At 65.9% G+C, this 17,027-nt stretch carries 18 protein-coding genes; 7 read left to right on the top strand and 11 right to left on the bottom strand.

Annotated features, from left to right (window positions below; genetic code table 11):
• Positions 1–9: 9 nt before the first annotated feature.
• The 3 genes from AB0N24_RS17010 to AB0N24_RS17000 all read right to left on the bottom strand — a co-directional run bounded on the left by AB0N24_RS17010 (position 10) and on the right by AB0N24_RS17000 (position 3,422).
• On the bottom strand, positions 10–861 hold the full coding sequence (locus tag AB0N24_RS17010; protein WP_364126664.1) for a transglutaminase family protein: 852 nt from the start codon (positions 859–861) through the stop codon (positions 10–12).
• Positions 858–1,784, bottom strand: coding sequence for an alpha-E domain-containing protein (locus AB0N24_RS17005; RefSeq protein ID WP_104174221.1), 927 nt, complete (start codon positions 1,782–1,784; stop codon positions 858–860). Before AB0N24_RS17005 ends, AB0N24_RS17010 begins: the two co-directional genes overlap by 4 nt.
• A gap of 81 nt (positions 1,785–1,865) precedes the next feature.
• The gene (locus AB0N24_RS17000) at positions 1,866–3,422 is read right to left on the bottom strand and encodes a circularly permuted type 2 ATP-grasp protein (RefSeq protein WP_364126934.1); all 1,557 of its coding nucleotides are present in this window, start codon (positions 3,420–3,422) and stop codon (positions 1,866–1,868) included.
• A gap of 120 nt (positions 3,423–3,542) precedes the next feature.
• On the opposite strand from AB0N24_RS17000, the gene AB0N24_RS16995 reads away from it, so the two are divergent.
• Positions 3,543–4,679 (top strand): putative sulfate exporter family transporter, encoded by a 1,137-nt coding sequence (locus tag AB0N24_RS16995; protein WP_364126932.1) that lies wholly within the window; start codon positions 3,543–3,545, stop codon positions 4,677–4,679.
• 72 nt (positions 4,680–4,751) lie between these two features.
• On the top strand, positions 4,752–7,373 hold the full coding sequence (gene pepN / locus AB0N24_RS16990; RefSeq protein WP_364126661.1) for an aminopeptidase N: 2,622 nt from the start codon (positions 4,752–4,754) through the stop codon (positions 7,371–7,373).
• Between the two features lie 14 nt (positions 7,374–7,387).
• Here the strand turns inward: pepN and AB0N24_RS16985 are convergent, their stop codons facing one another.
• From AB0N24_RS16985 to AB0N24_RS16965, 5 genes are all read right to left on the bottom strand, one after another.
• On the bottom strand, positions 7,388–8,497 hold the full coding sequence (locus AB0N24_RS16985) for a biotin/lipoate A/B protein ligase family protein (RefSeq protein WP_364126658.1): 1,110 nt from the start codon (positions 8,495–8,497) through the stop codon (positions 7,388–7,390).
• Positions 8,498–8,578: 81 nt separating this feature from the next.
• On the bottom strand, positions 8,579–8,836 hold the full coding sequence (locus tag AB0N24_RS16980; RefSeq protein ID WP_309970849.1) for a type B 50S ribosomal protein L31: 258 nt from the start codon (positions 8,834–8,836) through the stop codon (positions 8,579–8,581).
• 192 nt (positions 8,837–9,028) lie between these two features.
• Positions 9,029–9,838, bottom strand: coding sequence for an RNA methyltransferase (locus AB0N24_RS16975; protein WP_364126654.1), 810 nt, complete (start codon positions 9,836–9,838; stop codon positions 9,029–9,031).
• A gap of 33 nt (positions 9,839–9,871) precedes the next feature.
• Positions 9,872–10,657: a sulfite exporter TauE/SafE family protein gene (locus AB0N24_RS16970; RefSeq protein ID WP_364126651.1), complete on the bottom strand. Its 786-nt coding sequence runs from the start codon at positions 10,655–10,657 to the stop codon at positions 9,872–9,874.
• A gap of 18 nt (positions 10,658–10,675) precedes the next feature.
• Positions 10,676–11,461 (bottom strand): ABC transporter ATP-binding protein, encoded by a 786-nt coding sequence (locus AB0N24_RS16965; RefSeq protein ID WP_214955784.1) that lies wholly within the window; start codon positions 11,459–11,461, stop codon positions 10,676–10,678.
• 122 nt (positions 11,462–11,583) lie between these two features.
• On the opposite strand from AB0N24_RS16965, the gene serB reads away from it, so the two are divergent.
• Complete coding sequence (gene serB, locus AB0N24_RS16960) at positions 11,584–12,477, top strand: phosphoserine phosphatase SerB (RefSeq protein ID WP_364126648.1); 894 nt, start codon at positions 11,584–11,586, stop codon at positions 12,475–12,477.
• Positions 12,478–12,574: 97 nt separating this feature from the next.
• Here serB and AB0N24_RS16955 read toward each other — a convergent pair whose 3' ends face one another.
• Positions 12,575–13,336, bottom strand: a complete 762-nt coding sequence (locus AB0N24_RS16955; RefSeq protein WP_364126646.1) for an SDR family oxidoreductase — start codon at positions 13,334–13,336, stop codon at positions 12,575–12,577.
• A gap of 240 nt (positions 13,337–13,576) precedes the next feature.
• Here AB0N24_RS16955 and AB0N24_RS16950 point away from each other — a divergent pair, with 240 nt between their 5' ends.
• Entirely contained in the window at positions 13,577–13,954 is a 378-nt protein-coding gene (locus AB0N24_RS16950; RefSeq protein WP_364126643.1) for a DUF5655 domain-containing protein, read from the top strand.
• A gap of 63 nt (positions 13,955–14,017) precedes the next feature.
• On the opposite strand, the gene AB0N24_RS16945 is transcribed toward AB0N24_RS16950, so the two are convergent.
• Together AB0N24_RS16945 and AB0N24_RS16940 are read right to left on the bottom strand one after the other, a co-directional pair.
• On the bottom strand, positions 14,018–14,434 hold the full coding sequence (locus AB0N24_RS16945) for an Hsp20/alpha crystallin family protein (RefSeq protein ID WP_364126640.1): 417 nt from the start codon (positions 14,432–14,434) through the stop codon (positions 14,018–14,020).
• A 155-nt stretch (positions 14,435–14,589) separates the two neighbouring features.
• Positions 14,590–15,315, bottom strand: coding sequence for a beta-ketoacyl-ACP reductase (locus AB0N24_RS16940; RefSeq protein WP_364126637.1), 726 nt, complete (start codon positions 15,313–15,315; stop codon positions 14,590–14,592).
• A 170-nt stretch (positions 15,316–15,485) separates the two neighbouring features.
• Here AB0N24_RS16940 and AB0N24_RS16935 point away from each other — a divergent pair, with 170 nt between their 5' ends.
• The 3 genes from AB0N24_RS16935 to AB0N24_RS16925 are packed head-to-tail and all read left to right on the top strand — an operon-like array spanning position 15,486 to position 17,011.
• The gene (locus AB0N24_RS16935; protein WP_364126929.1) at positions 15,486–15,887 is read left to right on the top strand and encodes a DUF3099 domain-containing protein; all 402 of its coding nucleotides are present in this window, start codon (positions 15,486–15,488) and stop codon (positions 15,885–15,887) included.
• A complete protein-coding gene (locus AB0N24_RS16930) occupies positions 15,884–16,144 on the top strand; it encodes a hypothetical protein (RefSeq protein WP_364126634.1) in 261 nt (86 codons plus the stop codon). The genes AB0N24_RS16935 and AB0N24_RS16930 overlap by 4 nt, the downstream gene beginning before the upstream one ends.
• A complete protein-coding gene (locus tag AB0N24_RS16925; RefSeq protein WP_364126631.1) occupies positions 16,145–17,011 on the top strand; it encodes an SURF1 family protein in 867 nt (288 codons plus the stop codon).
• Positions 17,012–17,027: the final 16 nt, after the last annotated feature.

The raw sequence follows: 17,027 nt of genomic DNA, 5'->3' as shown, positions 1-17,027 counted from the left end.
TGTGCGGACTTAGGCCAGGCGTGTGATTTCCACACTGACGTTCAGCGCGGAACCGCCGCCGCCCGACAGGATGCCCTTGAGCGGCGGCACATCCCGGTAGTCGCGGCCACGGGCCACCGTGACATGGAAGTCACCGGCCGGTTTGTGGTTGGTCGGATCCCAGCTGCGCCATTCACCGTCCCACCACTCCAGCCACGCGTGGGACTGGCCGGCCACCGTCTCGCCGATGTCCGCCGTCGAACGCGGGTGCAGGTAGCCGGAAACGTACCGGGCGGGAATCCCGCAGCTCCGCAGTGCCCCGACAGCGAGATGCGCCAGGTCCTGGCAGACGCCCTGGCGCTGGCCCCAGGCCTGCGCCGCGTTGGTGGTGACCCCGGTGGAGCCCTTCATGTAGGTCATCTCCCCGCGCATCCATTCGAAGATGGCCATGGCGGCGCCGTGCGGGTTCCGGCCTTCAACGATCCCCGGAATGATGCCGAGGACTTCGTCTCCCGGACCACTCAGGCGGGACTGCGGGATCCAGTCGCTGAACTGGTTGAGCGTCTCGGACGCCTGCAGCACGTCCCAGGAGACGATGTCGGCTTCCGCGGGGACGCGTTCAGCGCGGTGGACTTCGACCGTGGTGGTGGCGACTACCTCAAGGTACTCATGCGGCATCTGCATGTCGAAGGCGGTAACACGCGTACCCCAGTAGTCGCGGTAGCTGCTGACGGCGGCCTGCGACGGCGCAACTTTCATGGACGATTCCAGCACAACCTGCTGCGGATCCGTCAGCGGCGTCATGCGGGCTTCGTTGTACGAGAGCGTGACGCGCTTGTTGTACTTGTAGCCGGTCTTGTGAATGATGCTCAGCCGGGTCATGAAACTTCTCCCACCCAGGCCAGTTCGTCCGCCTGATTGAAGTACTTACGGGAAATTGCGTCGGAAGCCTGCGACACAGCCTTCTGGACGCGCTCCATGTGCTCCGGCAGTTCGGACATGAGGTCGTCCGTGCGGTGGAACTCCAGGAAGGTGCGGGCCTGGCCCACGATCCGGCGGGCGTCGTTGATGAAGCCGACGCGCTGCGCGGAGGGATCGAGCTTGGCCAGGCAGTCGTCCGCATCCCGCAGGGCATAGACGATGGAGCGCGGGAACAGCCGGTCCAGCAGCAGGAACTCGGCGGCATGCTGGTCACCGAAGGCGGCGCGCCGGGTCCGTAGGAAGGACTCGTAGGCGCCGGCGCAACGGAGCATGTTCACCCACGACATGCCGGCGGAGAGCACATCGCGGGTCGACAGCATGCGCGCCGTCATATCGGCACGCTCCAGGGAGCGTCCCAGGGCCAGGAACAGCCAGCTGTCGTCGTGGCTGACGGTGGTGTCCGCCAGCCCGCTCACCATGGCCGTGCGTTCCAGCACCCAGTGGCAGAACCGGTAGGTGCCCACCACGTCCTTGCGGTGCTGGTTCAGCCCGTAGTACGTGGTGTTCAGGCTCTCCCAGAGCCCGGACGAAACCGTTTCGCGGGCACGGCGGGCGTTCTCGCGGGCAGCGCCCAGCGACCCCGCAATGGACGTGGCGCTCTGTTTGTCATAGGCGAGGGCGTGCAGCAGCTCCTCGAGGCCGAACTCGTCGCTCTCGGGCCGGGCCCCCATGACGGCCAGGAGTTCCCGGGCAACGTTGTCCCTCTCCTCCGTGGGCAGGTGGTTGAGCCGCTCAAGGTGGACATCCAGGATGCGTGCGGTGCCATCCGCGCGCTCCACATAGCGGCCGATCCAAAATAGGGACTCGGCAATACGGCTAAGCATTTGCGGCTACCTCCTGCGGGCCCGAAATCTGCGTGAACGTGAATGGTGAAAATGGTGCGGGCTGCACCGGACGGCGGCGGCTCACTGCTGCTGCTCCGTCTGGCGGTCGCGCCAGTTGCTCTCGACCGGCCACACCGAAACCCGCTCGCGGACGGTGATGGACGGCCTTGGCAGGAGTTCCACCGGAACCTCGGGAGAGTCAGACAGCACCCAGGTGTCCTTGGACCCGCCGCCCTGGCTGGAATTGACGATCAGCGAGCCCTCCTTGAGGGCCACGCGGGTCAGTCCGCCGGGGAGCACCCACACGTCGTCGCCGTCGTTGACGGCAAACGGACGCAGGTCGACGTGCCGAGGGCCAAACTTATCACCGCTGAGGGTCGGAACCGTTGACAGCTGCAGGACCGGCTGCGCAATCCAACCGCGGGGATCGGCGATGACGCGCTTGCGCAGGGCCTCGAGTTCGTCCTTGGTCGCGTCGGGCCCGATAACCAGGCCCTTGCCACCCGAGCCGTCCACCGGCTTGACCACCAGTTCATCCAGCCTGTCCAGGACGTGCTCGCGCGCCTCCTTTTCCTCCAGCCGGAACGTGTCCACATTCGCGATCACGGGCTCTTCGCTGAGGTAGTAGCGGATGAGGTCGGGCACGTAGCTGTACACGAGCTTGTCGTCAGCCACGCCGTTGCCCACGGCATTGGCGATGGTGACTCCGCCGGCGCGGGCGGCATTCACCAGGCCGGGGCAGCCCAGCATGGAATCGGCACGGAACTGCAGCGGATCGAGGAAGTCGTCGTCGATCCGCTTGTAGATGACATCGACGCGCTGCTCGCCGGCGGTGGTCCGCATGTACACGCGGTTGCCGCGGCAGATGAGGTCACGGCCCTCCACGAGCTCCACGCCCATCAGGCCCGCCAGCAGGGTGTGCTCGAAGTACGCGCTGTTGAACACTCCGGGGGTAAGGACCACTACCGTGGGGTCGTCGACGCCGGAGGGCGCCGTCTTGCGGAGCGCGGACAGCAGCCGGCGCGGGTACTCTTCGACCGGACGGATCAGTTGCTGGCCGAAAGCCTCGGGCAGGCCCTTGGCCATGGCCCGGCGGTTTTCCAGTACGTAGCTGACGCCCGAGGGCACCCGCACGTTGTCTTCCAGCACCCGGAAGGTTCCCGCCGCGTCACGGACGACGTCGATCCCGGAAATGTGAACGCGGACTCCGCCTGCCGGCTCAAAGCCGTGTACCTGGCGGTGGAAGTGGGCACTCGTGGTGACAAGCTGGCGCGGAATGACGCCGTCGGCAACGACGGTCATCTTGTCGTAGACGTCGTTGAGGAAGGCTTCCAGCGCCCGGACCCGCTGCGCAACTCCCCTTTCGAGGACGCTCCATTCATCGGCCGGGATCACCCGGGGCACGATGTCCAGGGGAAACGGCCGTTCCTCCCCTGCGAAGTCGAAGGTGACGCCGCGGTCCAGGAACGTCCGCGCCATCGAGTCGGCACGGGCGGTGACGTCGGCGAGGGAAAGCTCACGAAGAGCCCCTGCGACCTGCCCGTAGGACTTCCTGGCTTGCTGGCCGGGGGTAAACATCTCGTCGTAGGCACCGGAGCGGCCGGCAGCCTCGGAGTAATCCTGGAATAGGTCAGACATGGTCATTAGCCAACCACCTTTTTGTTTCGAATTCATTACTGGTGCCCATTGTGGCGTGTTGGAGCCACCCCCTCCGGTTCGTGTTTTTCCGCACATGTCCGGCAAGGTAGGTGAGTGCCACTGCCCAGATTCCCCGCCGCCCCCCTGGGGCGGATCTCCGCACGGATCCCACCCATCGTGCCGGGACTTCTCACTGCCGTTTTCGCCGTCGGGGTGGCCTTTACCGTACACGCAATGGTGCCGGTCCTGCCTGCCATGACTGTCGCCGTGGTGCTGGGATTGCTTGCCGCCAACCTGCCGGGCACGGGAACGTGGGTTGCAGGCGGGGCACGCAGCGGGCTCGACTTCGCCGGGAAGCACCTGATGAGGGCCGGCATCGTGGTCCTGGGCCTGAAAGTCAGCGTCATGGACGTCCTCGGGCTCGGCTGGCAGGCGCTGCTGCTCATCACCGGGGTGGTCCTGGTGAGTTTCGCAGGGACCTACGGGATATCGCGGATGTTCCGGCTGACCCGTGACGCGTCGCTGCTGATTGCCACGGGCTTCTCCATCTGTGGCGCCTCGGCCATCGGTGCCATGGCCGCGGTCCGCCGGATCCGGCATGTGGACACCGTGCTGCCGGTGGCGCTGGTAACCCTGTGCGGCACGCTGGCCATCGGCGTCCTGCCGCTCCTCCTGCACCCGCTTCAGCTCACACCCGAGGTGTTCGGCGCATGGACCGGCGCATCGGTGCACGACGTCGGCCAGGTGGTGGCCACAGCGCAGACCGCAGGAACCGGAGCCCTGGCGATCGCCGTCGTCGTCAAGCTGACCAGGGTGATCCTGCTGGCCCCCATAGTGGCTGCCGCCGGCGTCCACCAGCGGACGGTCATCAGCCGGGACGCGCGTAACGGGGCAGCGCTGAACGGAACCGTTGAAAACGGGGCCGGCCTGAGCCGGACCGGGGGCGGCGTGGCAGGCGACCCGGACACCGACGGCGCGGAACTCCGGCTGCCGCCGGTTGTTCCGCTGTTTGTCATCGGCTTTGTGGCCATGGTGGGTCTGCGCTCCACGGGCTGGCTGTCCCCTGGGTGGCTGGAGTCGGCGGCCGCAGTACAGGACCTCCTGCTGGGCACGGCGCTGTTCGGCCTGGGCTCGGCGGTCCGCGTGCAGACCCTGCTGCATACCGGGGCGAGGGCACTGCTGGCCGCCCTCGCAGCGTGGCTGCTGATCGCGCTCCTGGGCCTCGGGGCCGCAGTGCTGATCGTCCGGCCCTACTGACTGCCCGCCCTGACTGCCCGCGCTGACTGCCGCGCGCGGATGCCGTGGCAAAGCTCGTGATTCAATAGCTTGGTGTCGAATGAGAACCTGCACCGCGATGAAGCGGCAATACGCTCAGCCCTGATCACCACCCACAGCTACGACGTTTCGCTTGACGTCCGCCTGGCGCAGGATCCGGAGGTCCGCGGATACACCAGCCGCAGCGTCATCCATTTTTCGGCGCAGGAACCGGGCGCGTCCACCTTCCTGGACTTCATCAGCAGCGACGTGCACAGCGTTTTCCTGAACGGAAAAGGGCTCTCCGTCAAGGACGTAGTGGACGGATCCCGCATCCGGCTGGACAACCTCCAGGCGGACAACCAGGTAACCGTCACCGGGACGGCGCTTTACAGCACCTCCGGCGAGGGCATGCACCGCTTCTTCGATCCGGCGGACGGCCAGTGCTACCTCTACACCCAATACGAGCCTGCCGATGCCCGCCGCGTGTTTGCGAACTTTGAACAGCCGGACCTCAAGGCGGAGTTCACCTTCCACGTGATGGCGCCGTCGGACTGGCAGGTCGCCTCCAACGGTGCCGAAGCCGGCCGCACCCAGCTGACCAGTGATCCGGCAACCAGCCGGTGGGACTTCGCGCCCACGGGGCGGATGTCCACCTACATCACCACCGTCCTGGCCGGGCCGTACTTCAGGGCGGAGGACCACTGGAGCGGAACCCTCGACGACGGGACCGCCCTGGAGATCCCCCTGGCGCTGTACTGCCGCGCATCCATGGCCGAGTCCTTCGACACCGACCACCTGTTCCAGCTCACCAAGCAGGGACTCGGGTTCTTCAACAACCTGTTCGACTATCCGTATCCCTGGGGCAAGTACGACCAGGCCTTCGTGCCCGAATACAACCTCGGTGCAATGGAAAACCCCGGCCTGGTCACCTTCACCGAAAACTACGTCTTTACGTCGCGGGCGGCCGACTCCCAGTACCAGGGTCGGGCGAACACCCTCATGCACGAAATGGCGCACATGTGGTTCGGCGACCTCGTGACCATGCAGTGGTGGGACGACCTCTGGCTCAAGGAATCCTTTGCCGACTACATGGGCACCCTGGGCGTGGACCGCGCCACGGACTGGGATACGGCCTGGGTGAACTTCGCCAACAACCGCAAGGCCTGGGCCTACGTCCAGGACCAGCTGCCCACCACCCACCCGATTGTTGCCGACATTCCGGACCTGGAGGCAGCCAAGCAGAATTTCGACGGCATCACGTATGCCAAGGGCGCGTCCGTGCTGAAGCAACTCGTGTCCTATGTCGGTTTTGAGGCGTTCATCGCCGGTTCGCGCCGGTATTTCCGGGACCACGCCTACGGCAACACCACCCTGGCTGACTTGCTGGCCGCCCTGGGCGAGGCGTCAGGCCGGGACCTGACCCTGTGGGCCCGCCAGTGGCTGCAGACCTCGGGGATCTCCACCGTCACTGCCGAAATCGAAGAGCACGACGGCGTGCTCGGCAGCGTTGCCCTCGTCCAGGACGCGGTGGACCCCAGCACGGGACGCCAGGAACTGCGGCCGCACCGGCTTCGGATCGGGCTCTACGATTTCAACGCCGACGGCGCACTGGTCAGGGTGGACAGCGTCGAGACGGACCTGGCCGGCGGCCGCACCGTCGTGACGGAGCTCGCGGGCAGGCCCGTACCGGCGCTCCTCCTGGTCAACGACGACGACCTCAGCTACGTGAAGGTCCGCTTTGATCCCCGCTCGGAAGCGACCGCCCGGGCGTCCCTCGGCGCCCTGCAGGACCCGATGGCACGGGCGCTCTGCTGGACAGCCCTCTGGGACGCTGCGCGTGACGCCGTGGCACCCGCGGACCGCTATGTTGCGGCGGTGGAAAAATTCGGCCCTGCCGAACAGGGCATCGGCGTGCTGCTGAATGTCCTGGGAAACGCGAGCACTGCCATCGACCGCTTTGTCCCCGCTCCGGAACGCGCTGCGGTCCGGAACAGCCTCCTCGACGCTGCTGCCCGCGAACTCTTCGCGGCTGCCCCCGGGTCGGACCACCAGCTGGCCTGGGCGAGGGCCCTCGCCACCATAAGCAGGCAGTCCACGGGCAGGCTGGACCTCGTGCGGGGAATCCTGGACGGGACAACGGTGGTGGACGGCCTGGCCGTTGACCCGGAGCTCCGCTGGAGCCTGTGGCACGCCCTGGCAGCCAACGGGCAGGCGTCCGAGGCCGAGTTGGCTGCCGAACTGGCCCGCGACACCACGGCGTCCGGCCGCGCCGGCCATGCCACAGCGCTGGCTGCGCGGCCGGACGCCGCCGTCAAAGCCGCTGCGTGGGACGCGGCCGTCAACGGCACCGCTCTCTCCAACCAGCTCCTCAGCGCCACGATCGCGGGCTTCAACACCGCGCCGGACACGCTGCTGGACCCGTTCGTTGGGCCATACTTCGACTGCCTGGAGAAAGTCTGGGCGGAGCGCAGCATCGAGATTGCCAGCCGGATCGTTCGCGGCCTGTTCCCCGCAGGGCAGGACCTCCTCGCCGGACTGCCCGACCAGCACCCGGTCCTGGTCCGTGCCGATGGCTGGCTCACAGGGCATCCCGCGGCACCGCGGGCGCTGCGCCGGATCATCATCGAGCAGCGGAGCCACCTGCACCGTGCCCTCAAAGCCCAAGCCGCGGCGCTGCAGGCCGCCGTGTCCTAGGAGACCCGGTTTACTCAGGGCACCCGGTGTAGCCACTCCTCGGTTCCGAACTTGGTTGCGACACGGTCCCTGGCGGCGGCAAGCTCCGCGTCGCTCAGGACCGACGGTGTTGCCCCGTACCGGCCGCTAAAGACATCCATCATGGCCTCGACGATCTCCGCCCGGGCCAGGCCCGTCTGCCGGCGCAACGGATCCACCCGCTTCTTCGCGCTGGTGGTGCCCTTGTCCGAGAGCTTTTCCTTGCCGATCCTCAGGACCTCCACCATCTTGTCGGCGTCGATGTCGTAGCTCATGGTCACGTGGTGCAGCATGCCGCCGTTGGCCAGGCGCTTCTGCGCCGCACCGCCGATCTTGCCCTGTTCCGTGGCGATGTCATTGAGAGGCACATAGAAGGCGCTGATGCCCAGTTTCTCCAGTGCGGCCATGACCCAGGCGTCAAGGAACGCGTAGGAGTCGGCGAAGCTGATACCGTCCACGAGGGTCTGCGGCAGGTACAGCGAATAGGTGATGCAGTTGCCCGCTTCCATGAACATCGCTCCCCCGCCGCTGATCCGGCGCACCACAGTGATGCCGTGGCGGGCGACGCCGTCGGGATGGATCTCGTTGCGCACCGACTGGAAGCTGCCGATCACCACGGACGGCTCCTCCCAGTCCCAGAACCGGAGCGTGGGATTGCGTTGGCCAGCACCCACCTCCTCGGTAAGGACCTCGTCCAGGGCGACATTGACGTGCGTCGGCAGCACTGACGGGGCTATGACATTCCAGTGGTGATCCGCCCAGCCGGTGGCTTTCGCCAGGGCCCTGCGGACCGCGACGGACACGGCGTCGGCGGAGAATCCGAACAGGACGGCATCGTCGGGGAGCGCTGCGGTGACGGCCGCGGAGATGTCCGCCGCAGCCGTTGTCTCCGGAAGCCCGGTCAGGGCGCGGTTGATGTCCAATAGCGCTTCGTCGGGTTCCAGGAAGAAGTCACCGCTGACGGAAACGTGTGCGAGGTGCCCACCGACGACGTCGAAATCCACCACAACCAGCTTGCCGCCCGGGACCTTGTACTCACCGTGGCGCCGGCCGCCGCCGTCGTGCGTGCCGTCCGCCGGGGCGGTCTCAAAAGGAGGGAATGTCATGCATTCCATCCTGCCCCAAGAACGCAAAAGCCCGCACCGTTCCCGGTGCGGGCTTTTCCAATAGACCTTGGGGAGAAGTTGTTACTTCTTGCCGCCGAAGCCCTTGAAGCGAGCGTTGAAGCGCTCGACGCGGCCTGCAGAGTCCATGATGCGCTGCTTGCCCGTGTAGAACGGGTGGGACTCGGAGGAGATTTCGACGTCGATGACCGGGTAGGTGTTTCCGTCTTCCCACTCGATGGTCTTCTTGGAAGACACGGTGGACTTGGTCAGGAACTTGACGCCGGAAGCCAGGTCGTTGAATACAACAGCTTCGTACTTCGGGTGGGTATTAGCCTTCATAATGGGACCTTTGTTTCGTACAACTGGATTTTGCCAGCTGCCAGGTATGAATGGGATGCGGGTCGCGGAACAACGCCAAAAACCTCAGGTGCCCGGACCAACACTCAATCCTAGCCTAAACACGCGCCCTGCACGAACCGGCAGCGGGCCCGGCAGAAGCGTCCGGCAGGCAGGGGCGCGGCCTTCCGGGGCTCAGACCCGGGGCCGCAGTTCCCAGAAAGCGACGGCGGACGCCGCAGCGACGTTGAGCGAATCGACGCCTGCCCGCATCGGAATCTTGACGGCGAGATCGACGGCGGCGAGGGTCTCGGCGCTCATGCCGGCGCCCTCCGTGCCCAGGACCAGCGCCAGTTTGTCCGGATTCCGGGCGGCCAGCTCGTCGAGGTCCACGGCGTCGCCGGTGAGCTCCATCGCCGCGACCGTGAAGCCCTGCCCGCGCAGCACCTCAAGATCGGCCGGCCAGGACTCCAGGCGCGCCCAGGGGACCTGGAACACGGTGCCCATGCTCACCCGGACGCTGCGGCGGTAGAGCGGGTCGCCGCACCGGGGCGAGACCAGCACCGCGTCCACGCCCAAGGCGGCCGCGGACCGGAAGATGGCACCGACGTTTGTGTGGTCCACGATGTCCTCAAGGACGGCCACCCTGCGGGCACCTGCCAGCAGTTCCGGCAGCGGGACGGGTGCCGGACGGTGCATGGCCGCCATTGCGCCGCGGTGCAGGTGGAAGCCCGTGATGTCCTCCAGCAGGGCGGCACTGCCGACGTAGACCGGCACGTCCGGGAAGTCGCTGAACACATCGGCCAGGTCCTCAAGCCATTTCTCCGCGAGGAAGAAGGACCGGGGCCGGTGGCCAGCAGCCAAGGCGCGGCGGAGAACCCGTGATGATTCCGCGATGTACATCCCTTCCGCGGGCTCCCGGACTTTGCGGAGGTGGACATCCGTCAGCCGGGTGTAATCGGACACGCGCGGATCGTCAGAGGATTCGAGGTAGTGGAGGGTCACCGGAAGGTCGTTTCTACAGGCATTTTAAGCGGGTCATTTGAGGAGGTTGGCGATCATGAAACCCAGCGCCACGAGGCCAAGGGTAAAGATGACACCGCGGAGTACCGGCGGGGATAGCCGGCGGCCCACCTTGGACCCTATGACGCCGCCAATGAGGGAACTGACCGCGATGATCCCCACCACCGCCCAGTTGATACGGCCGAACGCGAACAGCAGGTAGGACGCCGCCGCCACGATGTTCACGCCCAGCACCAGGATGTTCTTCATGGCGTTGGCGTTCTGGATGGTTCCCGTCATAAAGACGCCCAGGATGCCCACCAGCAGGATGCCCTGCGCCGCCACGAAGTAGCCGCCGTAGACGCCGGCCAGGAAAACCAGCACGATCAGGAGCACGCCGTGGCGTTTGTCCCGGATGGCATGCTCCGGGTTCTCCTCCCGGTCCCTCACCCACTGCTGGAGCCGGGGCTGGAACACCACCATCAGCAGGGCCAGCACAATCAGGGCGGGGGCGGCGTAGTGGAAGACCTTTTCCGGGAGGTGCAACAGCAGCCAGGCACCGCTGATGCCGCCCAGAAGGGATGCAGGCAGGAGCCGGAGAAGCTGCTGGCCGCGCCCTGCAAGTTCTTTCCTATACCCCCAGGCACCGGCGGCATTGCCGGCCACCAGCCCCATGGCATTGCTGATGGAGGCTGTTACCGGGGCAATTCCCAGGGCAATGAGGACGGGAAAGGTGACCAGGGTGCCCGAGCCCACCACGCTGTTGATGGTTCCGGCCCACAGCCCGGCAAAAAAGACAAAGACGCCGCTGAGTAAGTCCACGCTAGGCTGGCCGCGCGATCAGCGGCGTGCTGTGGCGGCGTAGCGTCCCGCGTTGACCGTAACGTCGAGGGGCAGGCCGAAGGTCTCGCTGAGGTGCTCCGATGTCAGGACCTCAGCAATGGGTCCGGCTGCCACAACGCCGGCGTCGCGCATCAGCATGGCGTGGGTGAAGCCCGGCGGGACTTCCTCAAGGTGGTGCGTCACAAGCACAATGGCCGGGGCCGTGTCGTCGAGTGCCAGTTCGCTGAGGCGGTGCACCAGGTCTTCACGGCCGCCAAGATCCAGCCCTGCGGCAGGCTCGTCCAGAAGGAGCAGTTCCGGGTCCGTCATGAGGGCACGGGCAATCTGGACGCGTTTGCGTTCGCCTTCGGAGAGGGACGCGAACGCGCGGTTCAGGAGCGGACCCATGCCCCACTCGTTCAGGAGCCGGAACGCGCGGCGTTCGTCGTCCTTCTCGTAGCCTTCGCGCCAGCGTCCGGTCACGCCGTAGGCCGCGGTCACCACCACGTTGAGCACTTTCTCGTGCTCGGGAATCTGGTTGGCCAGCGCGGCGGAAGACAGTCCGATGCGGGGCCGGAGTTCAAAGACGTCAACGGCCCCCAGCATCTCTTCCAGGATCCCGGCCATTCCGCTCGTGGGGTGGAGCCGTGCCGCCGCAATCTGGAGCAGTGTGGTCTTGCCGGCGCCGTTGGGTCCAAGGATTACCCAGCGTTCGCCTTCTTTGACCTGCCAGTCCACTTTGTTGAGGAGCGTTTTAGCTCCGCGGACAACGCTGACGGCAGCCATTTCAAGAACATCACTCATAGAAGTAGACACTAGGACAAAACAGCGTGGGACTGATAACTGGAACATCCCGGGCGAAACCGGCCGCAGGGCGGGACGAAACGAATTCGGGCGGCGGGATGGCGCTGGCTAAGATTGCAGCCATGAGTTCGAACGTGACTGCGGTCAGCTACGGCGTGAAATTGTCCCCTGCGGAACTGGAGCACCTCCGTTCCCTGCTGACCGGGTCAGGCGCGTCTTTCGCCGTCGAATCCCGCACCGGCGACGAGCGTTTCGAGGTGTATACGGTGGACTTCTCCGTGGAGTCCGGGACCGCCGCCGAGATCGGCGCGCTGCGGCAGGACGTGGCCGCAGCAGGCTTCAGCGGAATGGACACGGCGATCGTTCCCACGGCCCTGCGGCAGGCGCCCCGCAAGTTCCTCATCATGGACGTGGATTCCACGCTGATCCAGCAGGAAGTCATTGAACTCCTGGCCGCGTACGCAGGGAAGAAGGAAGAGGTCACCGCGGTGACCGAGGCGGCCATGCGCGGCGAGCTCGACTTCGCCCAGAGCCTCCATGCGCGGGTGGCCGTCCTCGCCGGGCTGCCGGCCGACGTCGTCGATTCCGTCCGGGCCGAGGTGAAACTCAGCGAAGGCGCCGCGGAGCTTGTTGCGGCGTTCAAAGCGGCCGGCCACGCCGTGGCAGTGGTATCCGGCGGTTTCAACCAGATCCTGCGCCCCATCGCGCAGGACCTCGGGATGGATTACTGGATCGCCAACGAGCTGGAAATTGTCGACGGCGCGCTGACCGGCAAGGTGCTCGGTGCGGTGATCGACCGTGCGGCGAAGGAGAAGTACCTCCGCGAGTGGGCCGCTGCCGAGGGTATCCCCATGGAGCACACCATCGCCGTGGGCGACGGCGCCAATGACCTTGACATGCTCAGTGCCGCCGGGATCGGCGTGGCCTTCAACGCCAAGCCCGCCGTGCGCGCGGCAGCGGATGCAGCCGTCAATATGCCGTACCTGGATGCCGTGCGGCACATCGCCGGGGTCTGAGACGCAGGCCGCGCTGGCATTGCCAGCGCCTGATGAAACAGCGCAAAGGAAAGGCCGGGCATTCGCCCGGCCTTTCCTTTGTGGTTCGTAGTGCGCGTCAGCCTGCCTGGCCGGTGCTCTTGCCGAAGTAGTCGGCACCGCCGGCGTACTCGGTGTGGCCGGTTTCGACGTCGGCCGTGACCATCTTGGCGATCTCCGCGGCGAATTCCGCAACGGAATACAGCTTGCCGGCCTCCGCACGGCGGGCTTCGATGGCGCCCGGGTTGGACCGGTCAAGCAGCGTGGCCGTAACGGTTCCTTCGATCATGTCGCCGGAAACCACCACGAGCGAGATTCCCTTGTCCGCAAGGTTCGGGATCAGGGCGCGCAGGGCGTCCTCGCCGGCGCGCTTACTGCGTGCCACAGGCTCATATTCAGGCATGGTGGGCACGGAGCCGATGAAGTGGGCCTGGTGGCTCGTGATGAACACCACGCGGGAGCCTTCGCGCATCAGCGGCACGGCGGCGTTGAGCATGTTGACCTGGGCATCGCGGTTCAGCTTCAGGGCGTAGCCCTCTTCCATGCCCGACTCCATGCCGCCGGAAGCGTTCAGGACCAGGACGTCGAGCGAGCCGAAGTTCTCCATGGCCGCGCTGGCCAGGGCCTGGACACCTTCCTGCGTGGTGAGGTCGGCGCCGACCGCCGCCGCACGGCCGCCGGCCGCCTCGATCTCGGCCACAACCTTGTTGGCGCGCGGGGCCTTCTGGCGGTAATTCACCACAACGGCGGCACCTTCGGCCGCGAGGAGCCTGGCAACATCGGCGCCGATCCCCCTCGACGAACCGGTCACAATGGCAGTCTTGTTGTCCAGCAATCCCATTCGAGCTCCTTTGTTACAAACGTCCAAAATCTGTGGGTCTGCCATCCATCATGCCAGCGCAGGGGAAGAATTCAGTTGTTTGACGTCAACAAAGAAGCGGACCCGGGCTAGTTCCCGGCGGGCTCGGGCCACTGTCGGCCAGCGCCGCCCCAGGTGCGCGGAGCGGCCATTGTTGGGCAGGGCTGCACGGCGTAGGCTCACGGCCATGAAACTGCGGGGCGAGTCATCCGGAGCCGTGCCTTGAGCCGGGGCGCTGCCGAGGAGTCCACTCCGGAGGAGGTCTTCAGCGGTTCCCCGCAGGGGCTGGAACTGTTTCGGGGCGTCGAGCGCATACTGGCCGGCCTCCCGCCGTCGACGGTGCGGGCAACCAAAAGCCAGGTGGCATTCCGCGGGCGGCGGGGATTTGCCTACATGTGGTGGCCCGCCCGGTATATCAAGTCGGACGTTCCCGCCGCCCTGTCCATCGCACTGCACCGGCGGCTCGGTTCGGGACGGTTCAAGGAGGTGGTCAACCCGGCCAAGGGCGTGTGGATGCATCACCTGGAGCTGCGATCGATGGCCGACCTCGACGACGAAGTGGCCGGCTGGCTTGGGGAAGCACGCAAGGAAGCGGGCTGACGCCGGAGCGGGCCGGGTTCCGTCGTCAGCCCGTCCCAAGGTTTTTGGCGGTTCTGAAGGGCCCTAGCTGCGGTTGACCTGGATCTTTCGTTTCTCGGTGGCGGGCGCCTGCTCGGGTGCCGGCGCGCGCACTTCCAGGACACCGTCCTTGTAGGTGGCCGTGACGTCTTCCTCGCGGGTTCCGGGCGGCAGGGAGACACTTCGCGACAATGAGCCGTAACGGAACTCCGAGCGGTAGCCGTACTTGTCCTGCTGCTCGGACTTTTCCTCACGTTCCGCCTTGATGTGGAGCATCCCGTCGGCCACTGAGACGTCAACGTCCGTCTCGGGATCAATGCCGGGCACTTCCGCACGCACCACGAGGGTGCTGCCGTCCAGGAACTGCTCCACGCGGATTGACGACTGTGTCAGGTCCCCGTCGAGGAACCGCCGGAACGGCTCCAGAAAGTCCGATGGCGTCCATTTGTTGAGATCGGCCATGATCACTCCCTAGTGTTGATTCCCCGCAGATGCGGCCGGCCGTGGCATGGACCGGTCCGTATGCCCATTACACACCCGGGCGTGGGGCGTGTAATGGGCAAAAGGTCCCGTCGTGCACGCGGACCTTGGAGCGGGGCAGGGAGTAAGGGAACGGGCTAGTGCCCCATGCCCAGGCCGCCGTCCACCGGAATGACTGCACCGGAGATGTAGGAGGCCTCATCGCTGGAGATCCAGCGCACCACGTTCGCCACCTCTGCGGCTTCGGCGAAACGGCCCGCAGGAACCTTGGACAGGTAGTCCTTCTGGGTGGCCTCCGGAAGTTCCGCCGTCATGTCCGTGTTGATGAACCCCGGGGCCACGACGTTGGCGGTAATCCCGCGGCCGCCGAGTTCGCGCGTCAGTGAACGGGCAATGCCCACCAGTCCGGCCTTGGAGGCGGAGTAGTTGATCTGGCCGGGGGCGCCGTACAGTCCGGACACCGAGGAAATCAACACAACCCGACCCTTGCGCTTGCGGATCATGCCCTTGGAGGCCCGCTTGATGACCCGGAAGGCGCCGGTCAGGTTGGTGTCGATGACCGAGGTGAAATCGTCTTCGCTCATGCGCATCAGCAGCGTGTCCTTGGTGATGCCGGCGTTCGCCACCAAAACCTCCACCGGTCCGTGCGCAGCTTCAACCTCTGAAAAGGCAGCGTCAACAGAAGCCTCATCGGTCACGTCGGCCTTGACGCCCAGGATTCCTTCCGGAAGCGCCGACTCGCTGCGGTACGTCACGGCAACCTTGTCACCGTTGGCGAGGAAGGCCTCGGCGATGGCCAGTCCGATGCCACGGTTGCCGCCCGTGATCAGGACGCTGCGGCCGGTCGATGCTGCTTCAGTCATAGTTTGCTCCGGGATTCTGCGGCATGGGGCACCGCGGTAAGGGGCGGGATTTTTACTGCCTCCGATCTTAGCCCGCGTTTGGGCGGCACTGTTGAGGGTGAGAGAATTGGGTTAAGCCTTGGGAGCGTGATCAATCAGCCGTGACACTTGCAAAACGACCCGGACATTCGATGTCCGGTGGACCGGACGCCGTCTCCGGTGACGCCCAGGTGCACAGCATTACGGATGCCGCCTCTGCCCACTCGGAAGAGATGCGCGGGCGGATGATCAAGTATGCAGTGGCCATGGGAATCCGCATGGTTTGCCTGATCCTGGTGTTCGTCGTTGACGGCTGGTTCAAGGTTGTCCCGATTGCCGGTGCGGTGTTCCTGCCCTGGATTGCAGTGGTCATAGCCAACGGGAGCGACAAGGCGGAGATTCACAGCGATTACCTTCTCGACTCCGCCCCGCTGGCGGAGCTCGAAGCACCGGAAGCACCGGCAGCTGCTGAAGACGAAGGTCCAACCGTTCTCCAGGGCGAACTCATCGAGGACGAAGACAATAACGACGGCCAGGAACGGGCAGCTTCATGAACATTTTTGACCTGGCGGGAGGCGGCGCTGCGCCTGCCGAAGCGGTGGCGCCCATGTGCTCCAGGAAGGCCTGCCGGTCCGGTGCCGCCTGGCAGCTGCTGTGGAACAACCCCAAGATCCACACGCCCGAACGCCGCAAGATCTGGCTCGCCTGCGATGAGCACCGGCTATGGCTGGAAGATTACCTGCAGACCCGCGGCCTGTGGAAAGAAACGGTGCCGCTGGACCTGGCAACCGCGTCAGGCAGGGAAAGCTGAATGTACCGCTTCCTCTTTTCCAGCAAGTGGCTGGGCTATCTGCTGCTGGCTGCAATCTTTGCCACAGCCTGCGTGTTCCTTGGCCGCTGGCAGATGGACCGCAGGGCCGAGACCCTCGCGGAGATCAACCGGGTCACGTCCAACTACTCGGCCACTCCCCTGCCGTTCGCCGAAGCTGAGGAGCAGTTTTCCCGGCTGGATTCAGACAAGGAGTGGACCCAGGTTGAGTTGAAGGGCCGCTACGACGTCGACGGCCAGAGGGTGGTGCGCAACCGCCCCCTCAACGGGCAGCCGGGCTACGAAGTGGTGGTTCCGTTCAAGCTCAACACCGGACAGGCGGTTGTGGTGGACCGCGGCTGGCTCCCGATCGGGAACAACACCCCGGGCCGCCCCGATTCAGTCCCTGAGCCGCCCCCGGGCGAAGTCACGGTGATCGTGCGCCTGAAACCGGGCGAACCCGAACTCCAGCGTGGCGCCCCGGACGGACAGCTTGCTTCCATCGACCTCCCGGCCTACGCCGCCCAGCTTGGCTACCCCGTGCTGACAGGCGCCTACGGACAGCTAGCCTCCGAAACGCCGGCCGCCGCCGCAATGCCGTACCCGTTCCCGAAGCCTTCGGTGGAAGAGGGAACCCACTTGTCCTATTCGCTGCAGTGGTTCGCCTTCGGCGTGCTGATGTTCATCGGGTTCGGCTACGCGGCCCGCCAACAGGCGAGGAACGCGGAGATTGACGTGCAGGACGCCACGGCGGATGGTGCGCCCGAATATGCCGTGGCCGCGAACCGCCGCCGCCCCGCTCCCCGGAAACGGAAACAGCCGACGACGGAAGAAGAGGAAGACGCGATCCTGGACGCCCAGGGGTACTGATGCTCGTCGCGTTTCG

This window comes from Arthrobacter sp. NPDC093128 (genome assembly GCF_040683875.1).
Lineage (GTDB): Bacteria > Actinomycetota > Actinomycetes > Actinomycetales > Micrococcaceae > Arthrobacter.
Note: the sequence above shows the minus strand (reverse complement) of the source record. Positions and strands in the feature narration are given on the sequence as shown.

What these genes read in the sequence shown, in the direction of transcription:
- AB0N24_RS17010 (WP_364126664.1), bottom strand. Translation starts at nt 861, where the DNA reads ATGACCCGGCTGAGCATCATTCACAAGACCGGCTACAAGTACAACAAG.
- AB0N24_RS17005 (WP_104174221.1), bottom strand. Translation starts at nt 1,784, where the DNA reads ATGCTTAGCCGTATTGCCGAGTCCCTATTTTGGATCGGCCGCTATGTG.
- AB0N24_RS17000 (WP_364126934.1), bottom strand. Translation starts at nt 3,422, where the DNA reads ATGTCTGACCTATTCCAGGATTACTCCGAGGCTGCCGGCCGCTCCGGT.
- AB0N24_RS16985 (WP_364126658.1), bottom strand. Translation starts at nt 8,497, where the DNA reads ATGACATTCCCTCCTTTTGAGACCGCCCCGGCGGACGGCACGCACGAC.
- AB0N24_RS16980 (WP_309970849.1), bottom strand. Translation starts at nt 8,836, where the DNA reads ATGAAGGCTAATACCCACCCGAAGTACGAAGCTGTTGTATTCAACGAC.
- AB0N24_RS16965 (WP_214955784.1), bottom strand. Translation starts at nt 11,461, where the DNA reads ATGAGTGATGTTCTTGAAATGGCTGCCGTCAGCGTTGTCCGCGGAGCT.
- serB (WP_364126648.1), top strand. Translation starts at nt 11,584, where the DNA reads ATGAGTTCGAACGTGACTGCGGTCAGCTACGGCGTGAAATTGTCCCCT.
- AB0N24_RS16955 (WP_364126646.1), bottom strand. Translation starts at nt 13,336, where the DNA reads ATGGGATTGCTGGACAACAAGACTGCCATTGTGACCGGTTCGTCGAGG.
- AB0N24_RS16945 (WP_364126640.1), bottom strand. Translation starts at nt 14,434, where the DNA reads ATGGCCGATCTCAACAAATGGACGCCATCGGACTTTCTGGAGCCGTTC.
- AB0N24_RS16940 (WP_364126637.1), bottom strand. Translation starts at nt 15,315, where the DNA reads ATGACTGAAGCAGCATCGACCGGCCGCAGCGTCCTGATCACGGGCGGC.
- AB0N24_RS16935 (WP_364126929.1), top strand. Translation starts at nt 15,486, where the DNA reads ATGTCCGGTGGACCGGACGCCGTCTCCGGTGACGCCCAGGTGCACAGC.
- AB0N24_RS16930 (WP_364126634.1), top strand. Translation starts at nt 15,884, where the DNA reads ATGAACATTTTTGACCTGGCGGGAGGCGGCGCTGCGCCTGCCGAAGCG.
- AB0N24_RS16925 (WP_364126631.1), top strand. Translation starts at nt 16,145, where the DNA reads ATGTACCGCTTCCTCTTTTCCAGCAAGTGGCTGGGCTATCTGCTGCTG.